At 50.3% G+C, this 20443-nt stretch carries 21 protein-coding genes; 11 read left to right on the plus strand and 10 right to left on the minus strand.

Annotated elements, in window-relative coordinates; all coding sequences use genetic code 11:
* Nucleotides 1-156: 156 nt before the first annotated feature.
* On the plus strand, nucleotides 157-2217 hold the full coding sequence (gene ptrB, locus ACJHYR_RS13225; protein WP_059328150.1) for an oligopeptidase B: 2061 nt from the start codon (nucleotides 157-159) through the stop codon (nucleotides 2215-2217).
* Here the strand turns inward: ptrB and exoX are convergent.
* The 3 genes from exoX to holE all read right to left on the minus strand — a co-directional run bounded on the left by exoX (nucleotide 2214) and on the right by holE (nucleotide 3888).
* Nucleotides 2214-2876, minus strand: coding sequence for an exodeoxyribonuclease X (gene exoX, locus ACJHYR_RS13230; RefSeq protein ID WP_000944256.1), 663 nt, complete (start codon nucleotides 2874-2876; stop codon nucleotides 2214-2216). The two genes, ptrB and exoX, sit on opposite strands and share 4 nt — an antisense overlap.
* 23 nt (nucleotides 2877-2899) lie before the next feature.
* Complete coding sequence (gene yobB / locus ACJHYR_RS13235) at nucleotides 2900-3556, minus strand: carbon-nitrogen hydrolase family protein YobB (RefSeq protein ID WP_000011653.1); 657 nt, start codon at nucleotides 3554-3556, stop codon at nucleotides 2900-2902.
* A gap of 101 nt (nucleotides 3557-3657) precedes the next feature.
* Entirely contained in the window at nucleotides 3658-3888 is a 231-nt protein-coding gene (holE, locus tag ACJHYR_RS13240) for a DNA polymerase III subunit theta (RefSeq protein ID WP_000916763.1), read from the minus strand.
* Between the two features lie 138 nt (nucleotides 3889-4026).
* On the opposite strand from holE, the gene yobA reads away from it, so the two are divergent.
* From yobA to pphA, 4 genes are all read left to right on the plus strand, one after another.
* Complete coding sequence (gene yobA, locus ACJHYR_RS13245) at nucleotides 4027-4401, plus strand: CopC domain-containing protein YobA (protein ID WP_000168743.1); 375 nt, start codon at nucleotides 4027-4029, stop codon at nucleotides 4399-4401.
* A 3-nt stretch (nucleotides 4402-4404) separates the two neighbouring features.
* Nucleotides 4405-5277, plus strand: a complete 873-nt coding sequence (copD, locus tag ACJHYR_RS13250; protein ID WP_000879330.1) for a copper homeostasis membrane protein CopD — start codon at nucleotides 4405-4407, stop codon at nucleotides 5275-5277.
* A 12-nt stretch (nucleotides 5278-5289) separates the two neighbouring features.
* Nucleotides 5290-5631 (plus strand): YebY family protein, encoded by a 342-nt coding sequence (locus tag ACJHYR_RS13255; RefSeq protein WP_000976481.1) that lies wholly within the window; start codon nucleotides 5290-5292, stop codon nucleotides 5629-5631.
* 395 nt (nucleotides 5632-6026) lie between these two features.
* Entirely contained in the window at nucleotides 6027-6683 is a 657-nt protein-coding gene (gene pphA / locus ACJHYR_RS13260; protein ID WP_000812712.1) for a protein-serine/threonine phosphatase, read from the plus strand.
* Here the strand turns inward: pphA and ACJHYR_RS13265 are convergent, their stop codons facing one another.
* From ACJHYR_RS13265 to yebS, 5 genes are all read right to left on the minus strand, one after another.
* Nucleotides 6684-6875, minus strand: coding sequence for a YebW family protein (locus tag ACJHYR_RS13265; RefSeq protein ID WP_001296140.1), 192 nt, complete (start codon nucleotides 6873-6875; stop codon nucleotides 6684-6686). It abuts the gene before it with no gap.
* A 104-nt stretch (nucleotides 6876-6979) separates the two neighbouring features.
* A complete protein-coding gene (locus tag ACJHYR_RS13270) occupies nucleotides 6980-7216 on the minus strand; it encodes a YebV family protein (protein ID WP_001295499.1) in 237 nt (78 codons plus the stop codon).
* Nucleotides 7217-7333: 117 nt separating this feature from the next.
* The gene (rsmF, locus tag ACJHYR_RS13275; protein WP_001309555.1) at nucleotides 7334-8773 is read right to left on the minus strand and encodes a 16S rRNA (cytosine(1407)-C(5))-methyltransferase RsmF; all 1440 of its coding nucleotides are present in this window, start codon (nucleotides 8771-8773) and stop codon (nucleotides 7334-7336) included.
* Between the two features lie 79 nt (nucleotides 8774-8852).
* Nucleotides 8853-11486: a lipid-binding membrane homeostasis protein YebT gene (yebT, locus tag ACJHYR_RS13280; RefSeq protein WP_001306757.1), complete on the minus strand. Its 2634-nt coding sequence runs from the start codon at nucleotides 11484-11486 to the stop codon at nucleotides 8853-8855.
* A complete protein-coding gene (gene yebS / locus ACJHYR_RS13285) occupies nucleotides 11455-12738 on the minus strand; it encodes a membrane integrity lipid transport subunit YebS (protein ID WP_001314811.1) in 1284 nt (427 codons plus the stop codon). The genes yebT and yebS overlap by 32 nt, the downstream gene beginning before the upstream one ends.
* A 129-nt stretch (nucleotides 12739-12867) precedes the next feature.
* On the opposite strand from yebS, the gene msrC reads away from it, so the two are divergent.
* From msrC to htpX, 4 genes are all read left to right on the plus strand, one after another.
* Nucleotides 12868-13365, plus strand: a complete 498-nt coding sequence (gene msrC, locus ACJHYR_RS13290; RefSeq protein ID WP_001043884.1) for an L-methionine (R)-S-oxide reductase — start codon at nucleotides 12868-12870, stop codon at nucleotides 13363-13365.
* 96 nt (nucleotides 13366-13461) lie between these two features.
* Complete coding sequence (gene proQ, locus ACJHYR_RS13295) at nucleotides 13462-14160, plus strand: RNA chaperone ProQ (protein WP_000431388.1); 699 nt, start codon at nucleotides 13462-13464, stop codon at nucleotides 14158-14160.
* Between the two features lie 19 nt (nucleotides 14161-14179).
* The gene (gene prc, locus ACJHYR_RS13300) at nucleotides 14180-16228 is read left to right on the plus strand and encodes a carboxy terminal-processing peptidase (RefSeq protein WP_001055796.1); all 2049 of its coding nucleotides are present in this window, start codon (nucleotides 14180-14182) and stop codon (nucleotides 16226-16228) included.
* Nucleotides 16229-16419: 191 nt separating this feature from the next.
* Entirely contained in the window at nucleotides 16420-17301 is an 882-nt protein-coding gene (gene htpX / locus ACJHYR_RS13305; protein WP_000984517.1) for a protease HtpX, read from the plus strand.
* Between the two features lie 45 nt (nucleotides 17302-17346).
* On the opposite strand, the gene ACJHYR_RS13310 is transcribed toward htpX, so the two are convergent.
* A complete protein-coding gene (locus ACJHYR_RS13310; protein ID WP_001314810.1) occupies nucleotides 17347-18720 on the minus strand; it encodes an MFS transporter in 1374 nt (457 codons plus the stop codon).
* A gap of 176 nt (nucleotides 18721-18896) precedes the next feature.
* Between ACJHYR_RS13310 and kdgR the strand changes: the two genes are divergently transcribed.
* The gene (gene kdgR / locus ACJHYR_RS13315) at nucleotides 18897-19688 is read left to right on the plus strand and encodes a DNA-binding transcriptional regulator KdgR (protein WP_001262182.1); all 792 of its coding nucleotides are present in this window, start codon (nucleotides 18897-18899) and stop codon (nucleotides 19686-19688) included.
* Nucleotides 19689-19831: 143 nt separating this feature from the next.
* On the opposite strand, the gene ACJHYR_RS13320 is transcribed toward kdgR, so the two are convergent.
* Entirely contained in the window at nucleotides 19832-20071 is a 240-nt protein-coding gene (locus ACJHYR_RS13320; protein WP_001211011.1) for a YobH family protein, read from the minus strand.
* A gap of 158 nt (nucleotides 20072-20229) precedes the next feature.
* On the opposite strand from ACJHYR_RS13320, the gene mgrB reads away from it, so the two are divergent.
* The gene (gene mgrB, locus ACJHYR_RS13325) at nucleotides 20230-20373 is read left to right on the plus strand and encodes a PhoP/PhoQ regulator MgrB (RefSeq protein ID WP_000714550.1); all 144 of its coding nucleotides are present in this window, start codon (nucleotides 20230-20232) and stop codon (nucleotides 20371-20373) included.
* Nucleotides 20374-20443 lie beyond the last annotated feature (70 nt).

Here is a 20443-nt window from a genome sequence, read left to right on the forward strand (position 1 = left end):
TCTTTAAAGCCCTGCGGGCTTTTCGCCTTATATCCCCGCCCGCATTGGGCGAGGGTTTACGGCGTTTTTCGCTAAGCAATGACTACCCTGTTTCGCTTGCATCTCCGGTGAGTTTTGCCACCCTTATAAGATGTTTCAACCAGAAAGAACAATAACATGCTACCAAAAGCCGCCCGCATTCCCCACGCCATGACGCTTCATGGTGATACGCGCATCGATAATTACTACTGGCTGCGGGACGATACGCGTTCTCAGCCGGAAGTCCTGGACTACCTGCAACAAGAAAATAGTTACGGTCATCGGGTGATGGCCTCGCAACAAGCCTTGCAGGATCGCATCTTAAAGGAAATCATCGATCGCATTCCGCAAAGAGAAGTTTCTGCTCCCTACATAAAAAATGGCTACCGCTATCGGCATATTTATGAACCAGGCTGTGAATATGCTATCTACCAGCGTCAATCGGCATTCAGCGAAGAGTGGGATGAGTGGGAAACATTGCTCGATGCCAACAAGCGCGCAGCTCATAGTGAGTTTTATTCGATGGGCGGAATGGCGATTACGCCCGATAACACCATTATGGCGCTGGCAGAAGATTTTCTTTCCCGACGCCAGTACGGCATTCGTTTTCGTAATCTGGAAACAGGTAACTGGTACCCGGAACTGCTGGATAACGTTGAACCCAGCTTTGTCTGGGCAAATGACTCCTGGACTTTCTACTATGTTCGCAAGCATCCGGTGACGCTGCTGCCTTATCAGGTCTGGCGTCACGCCATCGGTACGCCAGCATCGCAGGATACACTGATCTACGAAGAAAAAGACGATACCTATTATGTCAGCCTGCATAAAACGACGTCGAAGCACTATGTAGTCATTCATCTGGCCAGCGCCACCACCAGTGAAGTTCGCCTGCTGGACGCGGAAATGGCCGATGCCGAGCCGTTTGTTTTTCTGCCGCGCCGCAAAGATCACGAATACAGCCTTGATCACTACCAGCATCGGTTTTATCTGCGTTCCAACCGCCACGGCAAAAACTTTGGCTTATACCGTACCCGTATGCGTGATGAGCAACAGTGGGAAGAGTTAATTCCGCCACGCGATAACATTATGCTGGAAGGGTTTACGCTGTTTACCGACTGGCTGGTGGTTGAAGAGCGTCAGCGCGGGTTAACCAGTTTGCGCCAAATTAACCGCAAGACCCGGGAAGTCATTGGCATTGCCTTTGATGATCCTGCCTATGTGACCTGGATTGCCTACAATCCAGAACCTGAAACCGCGCGATTGCGTTATGGTTATTCTTCCATGACCACACCAGACACTCTGTTTGAACTGGATATGGATACTGGTGAGCGTCGTGTATTAAAACAAACGGAAGTTCCTGGTTTTGATGCGGCGAATTACCGCAGTGAACACCTGTGGATAGTCGCCCGTGATGGCGTCGAAGTTCCGGTTTCGTTGGTCTATCATCGCAAACATTTTCGCAAAGGACACAACCCATTGCTGGTGTATGGCTATGGTTCTTACGGCGCAAGTATTGATGCCGATTTCAGTTTTAGCCGCTTGAGTTTGTTAGATCGTGGCTTTGTCTACGCCATTGTCCATGTTCGCGGCGGTGGTGAGCTGGGGCAACAATGGTACGAAGACGGGAAATTCCTGAAGAAGAAAAATACGTTTAATGATTATCTTGATGCCTGCGATGCATTGTTAAAACTGGGCTATGGATCACCTTCGCTCTGTTATGCGATGGGCGGGAGTGCGGGGGGCATGTTGATGGGCGTTGCGATTAATCAACGCCCGGAATTATTCCACGGCGTTATCGCCCAGGTACCGTTTGTTGATGTTGTAACAACGATGCTTGATGAATCAATTCCTCTTACCACTGGTGAGTTTGAAGAGTGGGGGAATCCGCAGGATCCCCAATATTACGAGTACATGAAAAGCTACAGCCCGTATGACAACGTCATCGCACAGGCTTATCCGCATTTACTGGTAACGACCGGTTTACACGATTCTCAGGTGCAATATTGGGAACCGGCAAAATGGGTCGCTAAATTGCGCGAGCTGAAAACCGATGACCATCTGTTATTGCTCTGTACCGACATGGACTCAGGCCATGGCGGTAAATCTGGTCGCTTTAAATCGTACGAAGGCGTAGCGATGGAATATGCTTTTCTGGTCGCGCTGGCGCAGGGAACATTACCCGCTACGCCTGAGGATTAAGTATTTTCCAGATAATGTTTCAGTGTTAAACGCAGCTCCGGGCTCATGCTGTCCAGGTTATTAAATAACCAGCGCAGATAGCCCGGATCGCGTTCGGCAACGTCGGAAACCGCTTTGCCACGGTATTTGCCAAAGGTGAAAGTCGTCATCAACGATGGACGTCCGGTGATATCGGCCATCTGTTCTGCCGTCCAGCCGGAGGTGTTCATAATATCGATAAGCAACGCAGCGGTGATATAACAGTCATACAACGCGCGGTGATGATGCAGGCCCGGCGGCGTCTGTACATTGAGCTTCCGTGTTTTATATAACGCCATATTGCTGTACTTGATCCCTGGCCACAAACGACGGGCCAGTTTCATAGTGCAAATCCACTCACCGGGCATCTCAGGCAGTACGCGGCGGTCAAAGCTGGCGTTGTGCGCGACATACCATTCACTACCGTAATAGTGCGGGATCACATCTTCAATCCACGGTTTATCGGCGACCATGGCTTCGGTGATGCGATGAATCGCCATCGCCTGTGGACTAATAGGACGATCGGGGCGCACCAGGTGGCTCATGGGGTTGACGATTTTTCCGTCAATGACATCAACAGAGGCAATCTCAACGATCCCTCCCTGCAAACCGCAGGTTTCTGTATCGATAATGCGCAACATGGCATGCTCCAGGCCGAAAAAGCCTAGCGTAATGGAATGATATCGCCTTGCCAACCCTGTGATGAACGCTGACCGACTAACAATAATGAACCACGATCGGCGCGAACGATGAGACGACCATGTTCATCCCATAGTGCACTGTTACCACGGGCATTTGCCATCAGCACGGCAATTGAGTACTGATGTGAAAAAAATTGTAAGCGGCGGGTAGATGCCAGTAGGTCGGGTTCCCCCAGACATTGCCCTGTCGTAAACAGTGAACAGGTCGGGTCCATATCCATACCTTCCGGTTGTTCATCGACCACCGTGATGGTTCTGGAACGACGGCCCAGACATGCACCATGACTCTGATGGTAGATCCCTGGTGTTTTTCGCCACGGTGCGAACACCGCAATTCCACGAATAAAGCGATCGTTATATTCAACGGGAAGGCCGGCAATGATGGTCATTCGCCAGGTCGTTGCAGCATAACAAAGCGGGTCTAACAGCGAGAGATCGGGTGGGGCAGGAAGGGCACGTCGCGAATAATCACACCCCAGTAAAGAAAGCGATGGAAAAACTAACAGCTGACATTGTTGCCTGGCGGCGGCCCTCACAAACTCCAGATGATGAGCTACCTGTTCGGTCAGTGAGGTTTTACGAGGCTCATATTGCGCTGCTGCAACTTTCCAGAACGACATAATGACTTCCTTTTCAAAATGACTGCAAATTATGGGTGCGGTTTAGAAAATACTCATAATTTAGCAGGCGTTATGTAAGAAAGTGTAACTCTGTATAAGTTTTATTTAAGTTTGGGCTCGTAAGGTAAACGTGACAGATTGACCGAAGCCAAACGGTGGGCGATAAGCCGCTCGCGAAACCAGCTGCGCAAATGTTCAGGCTGTTCACGTTCAACCGCTTCAGCGATCACCGGCATATTGTAGCGTTCTTTAAATGCCACCCCGGCCGCCGCCAAATCGACATTCACTTTATCCATTTCTGTTTGATCCAGTTTAGCCAGATTCTTCAGCATTCTTAATCTCCTCATCATTCGCGGGCAAAAGTTACTAAGAGTGAGCCTGGATGGCAAGCCGGAATTGATGATCCTCGACTCAGACATTAGACAAGGTTATGCTCTGTAAAAAAGTTATTACAAAAAGGAATAGATAATATGGCTTCAACTGCACGCTCCCTTCGCTACGCGCTGGCAATCCTGACCACTTCGTTGGTGACACCTTCCGTCTGGGCACATGCGCATTTAACGCATCAGTATCCTGCGGCAAACGCGCAACTGACAGCTGCCCCGCAGGCAATTACTTTAAACTTCTCGGAAGGCGTTGAAACAGGATTCAGTGGTGCAAAAATCACGGGGCCAAAAAACGAAAATATTAAAACATTACCGGCGAAGCGGAATGAGCAGGACCAAAAGCAACTGATTGTTCCACTGGCCGATTCGCTGAAACCCGGAACCTACACCGTTGACTGGCATGTTGTTTCGGTGGACGGGCATAAAACGAAAGGACACTACACCTTTAGCGTGAAATAAATCATGCTGGCGTTTACCTGGATCGCGCTGCGATTTATCCATTTCACCTCGCTGATGCTGGTCTTTGGCTTCGCAATGTACGGTGCCTGGCTGGCTCCCTTAACGATTCGTCGCTTGCTGACGAAGCGTTTTCTGCGTTTACAACAACACGCTGCCGTCTGGAGTTTGATCAGTGCCACGGCAATGCTCGCCGTTCAGGGCGGGTTGATGGGAACGGGATGGACAGATGTATTTTCGCCAAACATTTGGCAGGCTGTTTTGCAAACGCAGTTTGGTGGCGTCTGGTTATGGCAAATTGTTCTCGCTCTCGTAACGTTGATCGTCGCCCTTATGCAACCGCGGAATATGCCACGTTTGCTGTTTATGCTCACTACCGCGCAATTTATTCTGCTGGCGGGAGTCGGGCATGCGACGCTGAATGAAGGGGTAACGGCGAAAATCCATCAGACTAATCACGCGATTCACCTGATCTGTGCGGCGGCGTGGTTTGGGGGATTACTGCCGGTGCTCTGGTGTATGCAACTCATCAAAGGCCGTTGGCGACACCAGGCTATTCAGGCGCTGATGCGTTTTTCCTGGTGCGGGCATTTTGCGGTGATCGGCGTACTGGCAAGCGGCGTGCTTAATGCATTGTTGATTACCGGATTTCCCCCCACGCTTACGACTTACTGGGGCCAACTCTTATTGCTCAAAGCCATCCTGGTGATGATTATGGTGGTCATTGCGCTGGCTAATCGTTATGTTCTTGTACCGCGCATGAGGCAGGATGAAGATCGTGCGGCACCCTGGTTTGTGTGGATGACTAAACTCGAATGGGCGATAGGTGCGGTAGTGCTGGTGATCATCAGCCTGCTTGCGACTCTCGAACCTTTTTGATGGATTACGAAAATGATGAAAAAAAGTATTCTGGCGTTTCTGTTACTCACCAGTTCTGCAGCGGCGCTGGCGGCACCGCAGGTGATTACCGTCAGCCGTTTTGAAGTGGGTAAAGACAAATGGGCGTTTAATCGCGAAGAGGTGATGCTGACTTGCCGACCGGGTAATGCTTTGTATGTCATCAACCCAAGTACCCTCGTGCAGTATCCTTTAAACGATATCGCACAAAAGGAAGTTACCAGTGGGAAGACTAAAGCCCAGCCCATTTCGGTGATTCAGATTGATGATCCTAACAATCGCGGCGAAAAAATGAGTCTGGCACCGTTTATAGAACGAGCTGAAAAACTCTGTTAATTACCTAAAATAACCTTTTGATTTCCAATAAAAAAACCGCCTCAGTTCTTTCACCAGAACGGGCGGTTTTTAACATTTAAGCTGATGACCACCGCGCTTTTTATTGACCATTTTGCACGCAAACTGGAAAACCTGGCGTCGTCATCTATTCTTAAAGGGCAAGGCAACTAAGCCTGCATTAATGCCAACTTTTAGCGCACGGCTCTCTCCCAAGAGCCATTTCCCTGGACCGAATACAGGAATCGTGTTCGGTCTCTTTTTATCTGTTAAAAGCCAGAAGCATTCCCTTCGCTGACTTTATAGTCAACCATAACACACACTCTACTGTCTGAGTCCAGCGTTTTTTAACATTCTTGTTAAGATTATGTGATCTTTAGCGCGGGAGGAAAATATTGATGAAACAGCCTGCGCCCGTTTATCAGAGAATTGCGGGTCATCAATGGCGACATATCTGGCTTTCAGGCGATATACACGGTTGTCTTGAGCAGTTGCGCCGCAAATTATGGCATTGTGGTTTTGATCCGTGGCGAGATTTACTTATCTCAGTGGGAGACGTTATCGATCGTGGGCCGCAAAGTTTACGTTGCCTGCAGTTACTGGAACAACATTGGGTTCGTGCGGTAAGAGGCAATCATGAACAGATGGCGATGGATGCGCTGGCATCCCAGCAGATGTCTTTATGGTTGATGAATGGCGGCGACTGGTTTATTGCGCTGGCAGATAATCAACAGAAACAAGCGAAAACGGCGCTGGAAAAATGTCAGCATTTGCCCTTTATTCTTGAAGTACACAGCCGCACCGGCAAACATGTTATTGCTCATGCCGATTATCCAGATGATGTTTATGAATGGCAAAAGGACGTTGATTTGCATCAGGTCTTGTGGAGCCGCTCGCGATTAGGTGAACGCCAAAAAGGGCAGGGAATTACAGGTGCTGATCATTTCTGGTTTGGTCATACACCGTTGCGCCATCGCGTGGATATTGGCAACCTGCATTATATTGATACCGGTGCTGTCTTTGGGGGCGAACTGACTCTTGTGCAATTGCAATAATTAAAAATCACCGTACTCCTGTGCAGGTCGCCAGAAACCATCTATAAAATCCTCGATTGGAAAACAACCGCCATGGCGGATCCGTTGATCGCTCATAGAATAAAGACACTGCTGTTCCGTGTTGTAGACATCCACAACAATATCTTCACAACCGCCATCCAGGTAGCAAACAAAAAGTACCAGCGCGAACATTTCATCCCCGAAGTGTGGTGCCGTACCGTTAAGTTTAGGAGAGATTTTACAACGGGGGAATAACCAGGACAAATAACCCGCCATGCCGACGGGTTCTTTTTGGATTAGGCAAGACGCATAATCCAGGCATCAGATTGTTGATCGTAACGGGTACGGTAAAGGACAGAGTGTTCGCCATTTAGCAGGGCAGGGATACTGGTTTCAGCATCCCAGGCATCCAGTTGCATACATAAATCGGGGTCAGATTTACAAGGAATGGTTAACGTTCGATCACCCGGCGATTCACCGTGTAATTCGCCGTCGTCGATTTCAAAAGCGCCTATGCGCACACTGGTTTTCATCTTCGTGCTCTCCATTTAGCTGCCGATTGTGGTACGACCAGTCCGATCGCACCATTTTTCAGCCTAGTTGAGGCAGCCGAATGTGCCAGTCAAAAAGTGCGCTTTTTTTGTGCGCTGTCAGGCGTTACCGGTAAAAAGTTTCCCATCGCGCACCAGTTCACGCGGATAGCTGTTTTTCAGTCGCGAACCAATCCGTTTGGCTAAACCAATCGGTTGATGCTGGAAAGTAACCAATACATCATCCGCCACTGGCGCGGCTTGCGGGTAAACATCGCGCCCGCGATACCACTCCTCCGCTTCCTGCGGCGTCAGCTCGAATGCATTCATATTATCGGGTGAGGCAAGAGCAATAACCGCTTCATGCTGCCAGCGATAACCTTTGTTGTGCGTCTCGGCAAGTTTAATCCCCAACCGAGAAAATCGGACTTTACCGATCAGGGCTTCAATGCCCACCGGGAACAACCACAGTTCTTTGTCACGCTGCCAGAGGCGCAGGTTTTCATCCCAGTTTAAGCCAACACCTGCAGCCGCCTGACGAATTTGTCCAGCTTCGCGATCTTTCACCGGGCTGAACGGGAAATTGCCCACTTTGTATTTTGGGGCGGGTAAGGCGGGAATCGCCTGAGTTTTACGCAGACGAGCAACGAAGAAGCCTTCGCAGTCGTAAATTTGTGGGAAAACATGCAAAAAGCCTTCCTCGGTCAGCGCCTTGTTTGCACCAGGGAAGAGATCGCCAAGCGGTAAAAACTCTACTGCGTCGGGGTAAGTCTCTTTCAGCCACCGGCAAACGGCTTCGTTTTCTTCCTGGTTTAAGGTACAGGTCGAGTAAACCAGCGTACCGCCAGGGCATAATGCATGAAAGGCGCTGTCGATCAGTTCCCGTTGGGTAGCTGCGATTTCCTGATTGCTTTCTGGTGACCAGTTTTTTAGCGCATCGGGATCTTTACGCACCACGCCTTCGCCGGAGCAGGGAGCGTCCAGCAAAATGGCATCGAACATTTCTGGCAACGCCGCACCAAACACGCGGCCATCAAAATGTGTGAGCGCAACATTACGGATGCCACAGCGGCTGATATTGGCATGTAACACTTTTACCCGACTGGCGGAAAACTCATTGGCAAGGATCGCCCCTTCGTTATTCATCCGCGCGGCAATTTGCGTCGTTTTGGAGCCGGGCGCGGCAGCGACATCCATCACCCGCTGTGGTGCATTACCGTCAGCAAACAAGGCGGCGACGGGCAACATTGAACTGGCTTCCTGAATATAAAACAGGCCACTTAAATGCTCGGCGGTACTACCCAACGGCAATGCATCTTCATCGTCGCGTTCAATCCAGAAACCTTCTTCACACCACGGAATTGGCGTAAGCGTCCAGCCATAAGAAGCGGTTAATTGCAGGAAATCAGCAACAGAGATTTTCAGCGTATTAACGCGAATGCTGCGGCGCAACGGGCGCTGACAGGCGGCAAGAAAATCATCAAATGAGAGCGTCGAAGGCATAGCTTCGCGCATTTGTGTCAGAAAGGCGTCCGGGAAATAAACGGTGTGTTGGGCCACGAGCATGTACCACTGGCAAAAAAACAGGCGCGCAGTTTAGCATAAACGCTCCGGCGCAGGCACGCCGGAGCAGTGGGCATTATTTGGGAAGCGCAGTTCCCCATTCACGCCACTCTTTCGGTTCACTTTCCTGCAACAGGAAGTGCTTGCCTTCCTGGGCTTTCGGTGCCAGCGGCGTACCCGGAGGCGTAGCGAAGGCGATGCCGCCACGGATAAACTGGTTAAAGGTGCCGGTTTTCACGACGCCGCCCGTCAGACCAAAGTCCAGACTGTAACCCGATGCCAACCAGAAGACGGAATTGTTACGCACCAGGTGTTGATAGCGTTTACTGATGCGCATCGCAATCATCACGCGATCTGACAATGTCCCCAGCGTCATTCCGGTAACCGTACCGACTTCCAGACCACGGAATAGCACAGGCGTACCGATGCCTAACGAACCGGCTTCCGGCGCTTCAACAATAATGCTTAAGCCATCCAGGTAACGCGAATCAGTTATGGTGGCCTCTTGTAATTCAAAGTCGCGGCGAGGGTTGCCCCGTCCTGGTTCGACGTTGATATACGGCTGGAGGATAGTATCAAGATGCTCAACGCCAGCTGCCGAAATTTGCGGTGTGACAACTGAGAAGCGCGTACCACCGCGAGCAAAGGTCTGGACATATTCCGGATAGAGCACCGCCTTTGCCTGTACTTCATTGCGCGCGGTAATCAGATCCAGCGTCTGGATTTGCCCGATATCAATACCGAGATAGCGAATTGGCATCCCGACCGCCAGTTTTCCGGCATCGAAAGCGTGAAGCGTAATCTGCCCGCCAACCGCACGGGCTGCTGTTTCGGAAGCATACAGAATACGCTTGTCGCCTTTACGCTGACTGGCGCTGGCACCGCTGAGGTTATCGAAGCTAATAGCCCCCTTTAATGCTCTGGAGAGCGGGGATGCCTGTACAGTCAGACCACTACCATTCAGCTGAACTTTCGCCCCACCTTCTGCCCAGAACACGCTGTTGCTGGTCAGAAGGTTGCGATACTCCGGCTTAATATGCAGATCGATATCAAACGCGTTAGCTCGCGGACGCACGGTAATAACTTCACCAACTTCAAATTTACGGTACAGCACTACCGATCCTGCCTGCACATCCGGCAGCGTCTCTGCACTCAAACTCACGGTTGTGGTGGGTAAATCGCTAAGGCTGTTCTCCAGAGCTTTTTCCAGATTGGCATACAGTGGATAGCTGGCTTTCATCTCGCCTTTATCGCCTGGCAGAATACGTATCCCGCCGTTAATCCATTCTGAGGCGCTGGCACCGAGAAACTCAACGCCATCCAGCCCCACCTTCACGTCGACACGGCTGTTGACGACAAATTTGCTATCGCCTTTTACCAGTTCGCGATGCTGAGGCTCGATGGCGACGGTAAAGGTGACGCCTTTGCTGGTGAGTTTACGATCAATAACCTGGCCTACCTGCACGCCGTGAAGAATGAGCGGCTGACCAGCATCAATACCGTAACTTTCCGGCGCGGTCAGGGTCAGTGTCAGAACATCCGGCTCTTGCAGTAGGGCTTTTTCGCCTGGCACAACAACGAACTCTTTGCGTGGCTCGCCATCGCCGGGCACCAACTCGAAGGTTTTGCCGGTCAGCAGGGCGCTGAGATTGGCATCGCTAAGGGATAATTTCGGATTACGTAATTCGATGCGGGTATTTTCACGAAGCAGGGTGACGACGCTGGGATCAACGGTCATTTCCCCAGTGACTTTACCACCAGGATTTAAATCCAGTTTAGTCAGCTGTCCGACTTCCAGCCCCTGATACATTAACGGCGTCGAGTCGGCGGTTAATCCGGCCCCACTCGGCAGTTCCAGTTTGATTATTACGCCACGCTGGCTATGGGCCAGGTCTTCATACAGACCAAAGGTATCTTCCGCCTCGGCAGGTTTCGACTCTTCAGGTGAATCGAAGGCAATCGCACCGTTAACCAGTGCCGCCAGGCTTTCCAGTTTCACCTTCGCGCCACTGATACTGACGTTGGCATCAACGCCGGAAACGTTCCAGAAACGGCTACCTTTTTTCACCAGATCGGTAAAACGCCGCTCGATCAGGACATCAATCACCACGCCTTGCTTGTTGGGATTGATGGCATAGTCGTAGACTTTTCCGACCGGGATCTTGCGGAAATAGACCAATGAACCGCTGTTCAGCGAACCGAGATCGGGGGCTTGCAGGTGGATCATCAGATCGCCATTGTCCAGCCGATATTTCGGTTGGGTATCGAGTGCGACAAAGTGATCCTGCTCTTTACCTTTACCTGGCATCATGCCGATATAGTTACCACCGACGAGGGCGTCCAGCCCGGAGACACCTGCCAGCGAGGCCTTTGGCGTCACCAGCCAGAACTGTGTCTCTTCGCGCAGCGCATCTTTCATATCGGACTTGATGCTGACCTTGACTTCAATCTTACGAAGATCGTCGCTCAGGCTGATATCCTGCACAGTTCCGACTTCAACGCCCTGATAACGAACAGGCGTACGGCCTGGAACAATACCATCCGCCGACATAAAGTCGATGGTGACGGTATTACCCCGGTCCTGATAACTATCCCAAATCAGCCAACCGGCAATCATTAGCGCGATGAATGGCAGCAGCCAGAAAGGTGAGATACGGCGTTTATTTTTAATCTGCGCTTCAGTCGTCGAAGCGGGCGTTTCCTGACTCATGTGCATCCCAAAGTAAGCGGCTGTCCAGCCATTCCACAGCAAGAATAGTCAAAATTACCGCTGCGCCGAAATAAAACGCAGCCGGTCCCATAGTAAAAGCGAGGATCTGATCGCGATTAATCAGCGACATGGTTAAAGATATGACAAACAGGTCGAGCATCGACCAGCGACCAATCCAGGTCACCATCCGCAGTAACAGAATGCGTGTGCGTAAACCTTGCTGGCATTTAAAATGAATACTCAACAGTAAAGTGAACATGACGATCACTTTAGTAAACGGTACCAGAATACTGGCGATAAACACGATTCCGGCGACCGCAATGTTGCTACTTGCCAGCGACATAATCCCGGAAAGAATTGTATCTTCCTGCCGGCCACCATTCAGATAAATGATAGAAATAGGCAACAGGTTGGCAGGTAACAACAAAACGATTGACGCTAACAGCGCCGCCCAGCATTTTTGCAGACTATGACGGCGACGCAGGCGTAGCGGGATATGGCAACGCGGGCAGCGACCACGCTGATCAGGATAGCCGGTAAAATGGCACCCAAGACAGACACGGAGTTTCTCGTCTCTACGCGTAGCGGGGCGCTGTGGATAAAATCGCTCCCACAGTTCTTCGACATTGAGATGTGACAACGTCACCGTCGTTAAAATCACCAACGCCACAAAAGAGAACAAGCCGACACCCGCCTGGATATGGGCATAATCCTGTACCTTTATAGAAGCAACGCCAATGCCGACCAGGTAGATATCCAGCATTACCCACTCTTTAAGTCGCTCAAACATCAGCAGTACCGGACGTAAATTCATTCCCAGTCGGTTACCAAACCATAAATAAGCTATGGAGGTCACCAGAATGAGGGGGGCACCGATAACGCAGAAAAAGACCATCGACCCCGTTATCGCATCGCCCTGTTTGGTCATTTGCCAGATGCCTTGCATAACGTTGGCGTCAATACGAATGCCTAACAGCCAGATATGCAACAGCGGTTCGCCCCAGGCAAACGGCATAAGCAACAGCATGGTGAAGGCCATTGCCGCCAGGCGCGTTAGCGACCAGTCGCGCCCGTCACGAATTTTTGCCTGACAGCGCGGACAATAGGCACTTTGATGAGAATTTATCTCGGGCAGGCTAAACAGCATGTCACATTGCGGGCAACGTTGGTAATCACCACGCGGCAGTTCCTCACCGATAGCCCTCACTGTTATCTTTTTTGTCGGCGTAATTTGTGGTGTGTTAAGAGCCATGACGTGCCAAATGTAATAAGAATTAACATTAATCTTAACCCATGATGGGAATGATCTTGAGCATTAACGCATTTAATGCTTATTTTAATAGGCTGGCAGTTCCTGGTAAGACAACCAAGTGATTATATAATGAACAAAACAGAATTTTACGCGGATTTAAATCGCGACTTTAACGCGCTGATGGCAGGAGAAACCAGTTTTCTGGCAACGCTTGCGAACACCAGTGCGTTGTTATATGAGCGTCTCACTGACGTAAACTGGGCAGGTTTTTATTTGCTTGAGGACGATACACTGGTGCTCGGACCATTTCAGGGCAAAATTGCCTGTGTCCGGATACCCGTCGGGCGCGGCGTGTGCGGCACTGCGGTTGCCCGCAATCAAGTGCAGCGTATCGAGGATGTTCATGCGTTTGACGGGCATATTGCCTGTGATGCGACGAGTAATTCTGAAATTGTTCTGCCGCTGGTGGTGAAAAATCAGATTATTGGTGTTCTCGACATCGACAGTACCGTCTTCGGTCGCTTTACAGACGAGGACGAGCAAGGCTTACGTCAGCTTGTGGCACAGCTTGAAAAGGTGCTTGCAACGACGGATTACAAAAAATTCTTTGCGAGCGTCGCAGGATAATCAACGGATAACGTAGCATTTACTGATAGCGTCATTATAATGACGCCTGTTCATGCCTGCGCTTGTTGGCTACGTCCGTTGTAATCAGGAAATTTCATGGAAAATCAACCTAAGTTGAATAGCAGTAAAGAAGTAATCGCGTTTCTGGCCGAACGTTTTCCCCACTGTTTCAGTGCGGAAGGTGAAGCGCGTCCGCTGAAAATCGGTATTTTTCAGGATTTGGTCGATCGTGTTGCCGGGGAAATGAACCTGAGCAAAACGCAATTACGATCCGCTTTACGTCTCTACACTTCGAGCTGGCGTTATCTTTACGGTGTTAAATCCGGCGCAACGCGTGTCGATCTTGACGGCAACCCATGCGGTGAGCTGGACGAGCAACATGTAGAGCATGCTCGCAAGCAGCTTGAAGAAGCGAAAGCGCGTGTTCAGGCACAGCGTGCTGAACAGCAAGCGAAAAAACGCGAAGCTGCCGCAGCTGCTGGTGAGAAAGAAGACGCACCGCGCCGCGAACGCAAGCCACGTCCGACCACGCCACGCCGCAAAGAAGGCGCTGAACGTAAACCTCGTGCGCAAAAGCCGGTAGAGAAAGCGCCAAAAACAGTAAAAGCACCTCGCGAAGAACAGCACACCCCGGTTTCTGACATTTCAGCTCTGACTGTCGGACAAGCCCTGAAGGTGAAAGCGGGTCAAAACGCGATGGATGCCACCGTATTAGAAATCACCAAAGACGGCGTCCGCGTCCAGCTGAATTCGGGTATGTCTTTGATTGTGCGCGCAGAACACCTGGTGTTCTGAAACGGAGGCCGGGCCAGGCATGAACATGTTTTTTAGGCTTACCGCGTTAGCTGGCCTGCTTGCAATAGCAGGCCAGACCTTCGCTGTAGAAGATATCACGCGTGCTGATCAAATTCCGGTATTAAAGGAAGAGACGCAGCATGCGACGGTAAGTGAGCGCGTAACGTCGCGCTTCACCCGTTCTCATTATCGCCAGTTCGACCTCGATCAGGCATTTTCGGCCAAAATCTTTGACCGCTACCTGAATCTGCTCGATTACAGCCACAACGTGCTGCTGGCAAGCGATGTTGAACAGTTCGCGAAAAAGAAAACCGAGTTAGGTGATGAACTGCGTTCAGGCAAACTCGACGTTTTCTACGATCTCTACAATCTGGCGCAAAAGCGCCGTTTTGAACGTTACCAGTACGCTTTGTCGGTGCTGGAAAAGCCGATGGATTTTACCGGCAACGACACTTATAACCTTGACCGCAGCAAAGCGCCATGGCCGAAAAACGAGGCTGAGTTGAACGCGCTGTGGGACAGTAAAGTCAAATTCGACGAGTTAAGCCTGAAGCTGACAGGAAAAACGGATAAAGAAATTCGTGAAACCCTGACTCGCCGCTACAAATTTGCCATTCGTCGTCTGGCGCAAACCAACAGCGAAGATGTTTTCTCGCTGGCAATGACGGCGTTTGCACGTGAAATCGACCCGCATACCAACTATCTTTCCCCGCGTAATACCGAACAGTTCAACACTGAAATGAGTTTGTCGCTGGAAGGTATTGGCGCAGTGCTGCAAATGGATGATGACTACACCGTTATCAATTCGATGGTGGCAGGTGGCCCGGCAGCGAAGAGTAAAGCTATCAGCGTTGGTGACAAAATTGTCGGTGTTGGTCAAACAGGCAAGCCGATGGTTGACGTGATTGGCTGGCGTCTTGATGATGTGGTTGCCTTAATTAAAGGGCCGAAGGGCAGTAAAGTTCGTCTGGAAATTTTACCTGCTGGTAAAGGGACCAAGACCCGTACTGTAACGTTGACCCGTGAACGTATTCGCCTCGAAGACCGTGCGGTTAAAATGTCGGTGAAGACCGTCGGTAAAGAGAAAGTCGGCGTTCTGGATATTCCAGGTTTCTATGTGGGTTTGACAGACGATGTCAAAGTGCAGTTGCAGAAACTGGAAAAACAGAATGTCAGCAGTGTCATCATCGACCTGCGTAGCAATGGCGGTGGGGCGTTGACCGAAGCGGTATCGCTCTCCGGTCTGTTCATTCCATCCGGTCCGATTGTTCAGGTCCGTGATAACAACGGTAAAGTTCGTGAAGACAGCGATACCGATGGGCAGGTTTTCTATAAAGGCCCGCTGGTGGTGCTGGTTGACCGCTTCAGTGCTTCGGCTTCAGAAATCTTTGCCGCGGCAATGCAGGATTACGGTCGTGCGCTGGTTGTGGGTGAACCGACGTTTGGTAAAGGCACCGTTCAGCAATACCGTTCATTGAACCGTATTTACGATCAGATGTTACGTCCTGAATGGCCAGCGCTGGGTTCTGTGCAGTACACGATCCAGAAATTCTATCGCGTTAACGGCGGCAGTACGCAACGTAAAGGCGTAACGCCAGACATCATCATGCCGACGGGTAATGAAGAAACGGAAACGGGTGAGAAATTCGAAGATAACGCGCTGCCGTGGGATAGCATCGATGCCGCGACCTATGTGAAATCGGGAGATTTGACGGCCTTTGGACCGGAGCTGCTGAAGGAACATAATGCGCGTATCGCGAAAGATCCAGAGTTCCAGAACATCATGAAGGATATCGCGCGCTTCAACGCTATGAAGGACAAGCGCAATATCGTTTCTCTGAATTACGCTGTGCGTGAGAAAGAGAATAATGAAGATGATGCGACGCGTCTGGCGCGTTTGAACGAACGCTTTAAGCGCGAAGGTAAACCGGAGTTGAAGAAACTGGATGATCTACCGAAAGATTACCAGGAGCCGGATCCTTATCTGGATGAGACGGTGAATATCGCACTCGATCTGGCGAAGCTTGAAAAAGCCAGACCCGCGGAACAACCCGCTCCCGTCAAGTAATATCAATCAGGCACAAGAAATTGTGCCTGATTTTTTAACAGCGGCAAGATGCCGTAAATCAGATGCTACAAAATGTAAAGTTGTGTCTTTCTGGTGACTTACGCACTATCCAGACTTGAAAATAGTCGCGTAACCCATACGATGTGGGTATCGCATATTGCGTTTTGTTAAACTGAGGTAAAAAGAAAATTATGATGCGAATCGCGCTCTTCCTGCTAACGAACCTGGCCGTAATGGTCGTTTTCGGGCTGGTACTGAGCCTGACAGGGATACAGTCGAGCAGCGTTCAGGGGCTGATGATCATGGCCTTGCTGTTCGGTTTTGGTGGTTCCTTCGTTTCGCTTCTGATGTCCAAATGGATGGCATTACGATCTGTTGGCGGGGAAGTGATCGAGCAACCGCGTAACGAAAGGGAACGTTGGCTGGTCAATACTGTAGCAACCCAGGCTCGTCAGGCGGGGATCGCTATGCCGCAAGTGGCTATCTACCATGCGCCGGACATCAACGCTTTTGCAACCGGTGCGCGCCGTGATGCCTCTCTGGTTGCTGTCAGCACCGGTTTGCTGCAGAACATGAGCCCGGATGAAGCCGAGGCGGTAATTGCTCACGAAATCAGCCACATCGCCAATGGTGATATGGTCACCATGACGCTGATTCAGGGCGTGGTGAACACCTTCGTTATCTTTATTTCCCGTATTCTGGCGCAGCTTGCCGCGGGTTTTATGGGCGGAAATCGTGATGAAGGTGAAGAGAGCAACGGCAACCCGCTGATCTACTTTGCGGTTGCAACGGTTCTGGAACTGGTGTTTGGTATTCTGGCGAGCATTATCACCATGTGGTTCTCGCGTCATCGTGAATTCCACGCTGATGCCGGTTCGGCAAAACTGGTTGGTCGCGAGAAAATGATTGCCGCGCTGCAGCGCCTGAAAACCAGCTATGAACCGCAAGAAGCAACCAGCATGATGGCTTTCTGTATTAACGGTAAGTCGAAATCGCTCAGTGAGTTGTTCATGACTCACCCGCCGCTGGATAAACGTATTGAAGCTCTGCGTACGGGTGAATACCTGAAGTAATATGAAGTAAATACTAAAAAGCGCGTCCTGAACGACGCGCTTTTTTTATGCCCTGGCTCTTGGCTGAGTGATACGTAAACCACTGACACAGGCAGCAATTACTGCCAGAATAGCCGCAGCCATCAGCGAGACGTGCGTACCATTATCACCAAACTGATTTAGCATCAGCGCCACCAGCGCCGCGCCACTACTCTGACCCAATAGACGAGCCGTCCCTAACATGCCACTGGCCCCACCGCTACGTTCGCGCGGAGCGGAGGTTATAATGGTGTGGTTATTGGGTGACTGGAATAAGCCAAATCCAGCGCCACATAAGATCATCGGCCAGATAATATTGATATCCGCAGGTGACGCGGGCAGCAGAACCAGGGAAAAAAGCCCCGCAGCCATGATGAACAACCCTAAAGCACCCAGCAATCCTGCATGTACGCGTTCAATCAAATAGCCTGCCAGCGGAGCCATCACCATTGTTGCTAACGGCCACGGTGTCAGAAGTAAACCTGTATCGACTTCACTACGCCCGAGCACGGTTTGCAGGTAAAAGGGCAGGGAAACCATTGCCAGCATTTGTGCGCAGAAAGAGCAAACAGATGTGCAAATAGAAAGTGAAAACAGCGGGATACGCAGTAAATCCACCGGTAGCAGCGGTACGGGAAGAGAAAGCTGGCGGCGAATAAAGAAAATACCAACGACAACCATTACCACCAGTTCCGCACCAATCAATGTCAGCGATTGCCCCTGAGCGAAACCACTCAACGCAGTGATAAGCAGGCCGAAGGTTAACGCGTTCATCACGGCGCTGGGCAGGTCGAAACGGGGTTTACTGGCGCGAGAACCATTGGGTGGCAGAAAACGCATCGCCAGAAGCAGGGCGATAATACCCAACGGTACGTTGATTAAAAATAACCATTTCCAGGATGCGATGGAGAGGATTGCTGCAGCAATTGTCGGCCCGGCAGCAGAAGAGACGGCAACAATAAACGAGTTTATGCCCATCCCTCTACCCAGAAAACGTTGTGGATAGATCAGGCGGATAAGTGCGGTATTAACGCTCATCAACGCTGCACCGCCGAAACCTTGTATGACACGCGCAAGGGTGAGCATTTGCAGCGAATCAGAAAGGGCGCAGAACAGTGAAGACAACAGAAAAACGACCAGACCGCATTTATAAATACGTCGATAGCCAAACATATCGCCCAGAAACGAAAACGAGAGCAGGGAGATGACAATGGCGATTTGATAGGCGTTCACTACCCAGATGGAACTGGCTGGCGTGGCATGAAGGTCCGTGGCGATTGTTGGCAGGGCGACGTTGGCGATTGCGCCGTCAAGGACAGCCATCGAAATACCAATCACAATGGTTAATATCGCACCGTATCGCTGGGGCAATGGCAGGCCGTCGGCCTGAACTTTTGGCATAGGAATTTTATATCTTTGGTGAATAATCAACAGGGGTATGATTCTAGCACTGATATTCACGGTGGATGTCGCAGAATTGTAACTAACCGGCAAAAGATGGATTGCGACCACCCTGGTGCGAAATTATAATAAAAAACAGTTCTGATTTTTATAAAACACTCGCAATGAGGTGATAAATGGCTAACGCAGATCTGGATAAACAGCCTGATTCTGTATCTTCCGTGCTGAAAGTTTTTGGCATTTTGCAGGCGCTGGGTGAAGAGCGCGAAATAGGGATAACCGAGCTGTCGCAGCGCGTCATGATGTCAAAAAGCACCGTTTATCGCTTTTTACAGACCATGAAAACCTTAGGTTATGTGGCGCAGGAAGGGGAGTCGGAGAAATATTCCCTGACCCTGAAATTGTTTGAACTGGGCGCTCGCGCGTTACAAAACGTCGATTTAATTCGTAGCGCAGATATCCAGATGCGTGAGATCTCCCGCCTGACCAAAGAAACTATCCACCTCGGCGCACTGGACGAAGACAGTATTGTTTACATTCACAAAATTGACTCTATGTACAATTTGCGCATGTATTCACGGATTGGGCGTCGTAATCCGCTGTACAGCACCGCGATTGGTAAGGTACTGCTGGCATGGCGCGATCGCGATGAAGTGAAGCAAATTCTTGAGGGCGTGGAGTATAAACGCAGTACCGAGCGGACCATCACCAGTACAGAAGCGTTATTACCCGTTCTGGACCAGGTGCGTGAGCAGGGGTATGGCGAAGATAACGAAGAGCAGGAAGAAGGGCTGCGATGCATTGCGGTTCCGGTATTTGATCGCTTTGGCGTGGTCATTGCCGGTCTTAGCATCTCCTTCCCGACGTTGCGTTTCTCTGAAGAGCGTTTACAGGAATATGTCGCAATGTTGCATACCGCGGCGCGCAAAATTTCTGCCCAAATGGGTTATCACGACTATCCGTTCTGATGAGAGTAAGAACCTGTCTGAATATCAAACAGACAGGTTCTTTATTGAGCATGAGAAAAATAAAGTTGAAGGTGGCGTTATATTAAACGCACTTGCGATAAGAATATTTTACTCATGAGTGAGAATCTGGTTATTTATTACCCTTAACCATTATCGACCACAATATTGCTTTTACGTAACAACGGGCAATCTGTTATCCCCAGAAAACCACTTTTAGTGTGCAGGTATTGTACCGTGCTGGTGCCTCTGGCGGTCAGATAGGTACATTGCAAACCTAATCCCGCGGCATTCTCTTTGCTTCCAATCAAAACGCCATATCCGCTGAGTAATAATCCTATCCATACCAGTGCTATCAGCATAACTGTGCGAATGATGAATCGCATTACAACCTCTTCTCTTTTTATGTTCGCTTAATCGTAGCGGCAATATGCGCTGAAGCAAGCGACTCATTCTGAAAAAGCACGAATATCGACATAGTTAGGCGCTGTTTAACTAACGCATGCTAGTTTAATGACATAAGGTAGGTGAAACGGAGATTGGAGTGAAAAAGTTTCGATGGGTCGTTCTGGTTGTCGTGGTGTTGGCTTGCTTGCTGCTTTGGGCGCAGGTATTCAACATGATGTGCGATCAGGATGTACAATTTTTCAGCGGAATTTGTGCCATTAACCAGTTTATCCCGTGGTGATATCATTTTTTCAGCACTAGATTTTCTTCCTCTCCAGCAGTGGTAGAATAGCGCCTCTACTCAGAGGTGG

This window comes from Escherichia sp. WS1450 (genome assembly GCF_046487395.1).
In the GTDB taxonomy this organism is placed as follows: Bacteria; Pseudomonadota; Gammaproteobacteria; order Enterobacterales; family Enterobacteriaceae; genus Escherichia; species Escherichia coli.

Coding starts and splice junctions, on each gene's coding strand:
- ptrB (WP_059328150.1), top strand. CDS start 157: ATGCTACCAAAAGCCGCCCGCATTCCCCACGCCATGACGCTTCATGGT.
- exoX (WP_000944256.1), bottom strand. CDS start 2,876: ATGTTGCGCATTATCGATACAGAAACCTGCGGTTTGCAGGGAGGGATC.
- yobB (WP_000011653.1), bottom strand. CDS start 3,556: ATGTCGTTCTGGAAAGTTGCAGCAGCGCAATATGAGCCTCGTAAAACC.
- holE (WP_000916763.1), bottom strand. CDS start 3,888: ATGCTGAAGAATCTGGCTAAACTGGATCAAACAGAAATGGATAAAGTG.
- yobA (WP_000168743.1), top strand. CDS start 4,027: ATGGCTTCAACTGCACGCTCCCTTCGCTACGCGCTGGCAATCCTGACC.
- copD (WP_000879330.1), top strand. CDS start 4,405: ATGCTGGCGTTTACCTGGATCGCGCTGCGATTTATCCATTTCACCTCG.
- ACJHYR_RS13255 (WP_000976481.1), top strand. CDS start 5,290: ATGATGAAAAAAAGTATTCTGGCGTTTCTGTTACTCACCAGTTCTGCA.
- pphA (WP_000812712.1), top strand. CDS start 6,027: ATGAAACAGCCTGCGCCCGTTTATCAGAGAATTGCGGGTCATCAATGG.
- ACJHYR_RS13265 (WP_001296140.1), bottom strand. CDS start 6,875: ATGTTCGCGCTGGTACTTTTTGTTTGCTACCTGGATGGCGGTTGTGAA.
- ACJHYR_RS13270 (WP_001295499.1), bottom strand. CDS start 7,216: ATGAAAACCAGTGTGCGCATAGGCGCTTTTGAAATCGACGACGGCGAA.
- yebT (WP_001306757.1), bottom strand. CDS start 11,486: ATGAGTCAGGAAACGCCCGCTTCGACGACTGAAGCGCAGATTAAAAAT.
- yebS (WP_001314811.1), bottom strand. CDS start 12,738: ATGGCTCTTAACACACCACAAATTACGCCGACAAAAAAGATAACAGTG.
- msrC (WP_001043884.1), top strand. CDS start 12,868: ATGAACAAAACAGAATTTTACGCGGATTTAAATCGCGACTTTAACGCG.
- proQ (WP_000431388.1), top strand. CDS start 13,462: ATGGAAAATCAACCTAAGTTGAATAGCAGTAAAGAAGTAATCGCGTTT.
- prc (WP_001055796.1), top strand. CDS start 14,180: ATGAACATGTTTTTTAGGCTTACCGCGTTAGCTGGCCTGCTTGCAATA.
- htpX (WP_000984517.1), top strand. CDS start 16,420: ATGATGCGAATCGCGCTCTTCCTGCTAACGAACCTGGCCGTAATGGTC.
- ACJHYR_RS13310 (WP_001314810.1), bottom strand. CDS start 18,720: ATGCCAAAAGTTCAGGCCGACGGCCTGCCATTGCCCCAGCGATACGGT.
- kdgR (WP_001262182.1), top strand. CDS start 18,897: ATGGCTAACGCAGATCTGGATAAACAGCCTGATTCTGTATCTTCCGTG.
- ACJHYR_RS13320 (WP_001211011.1), bottom strand. CDS start 20,071: ATGCGATTCATCATTCGCACAGTTATGCTGATAGCACTGGTATGGATA.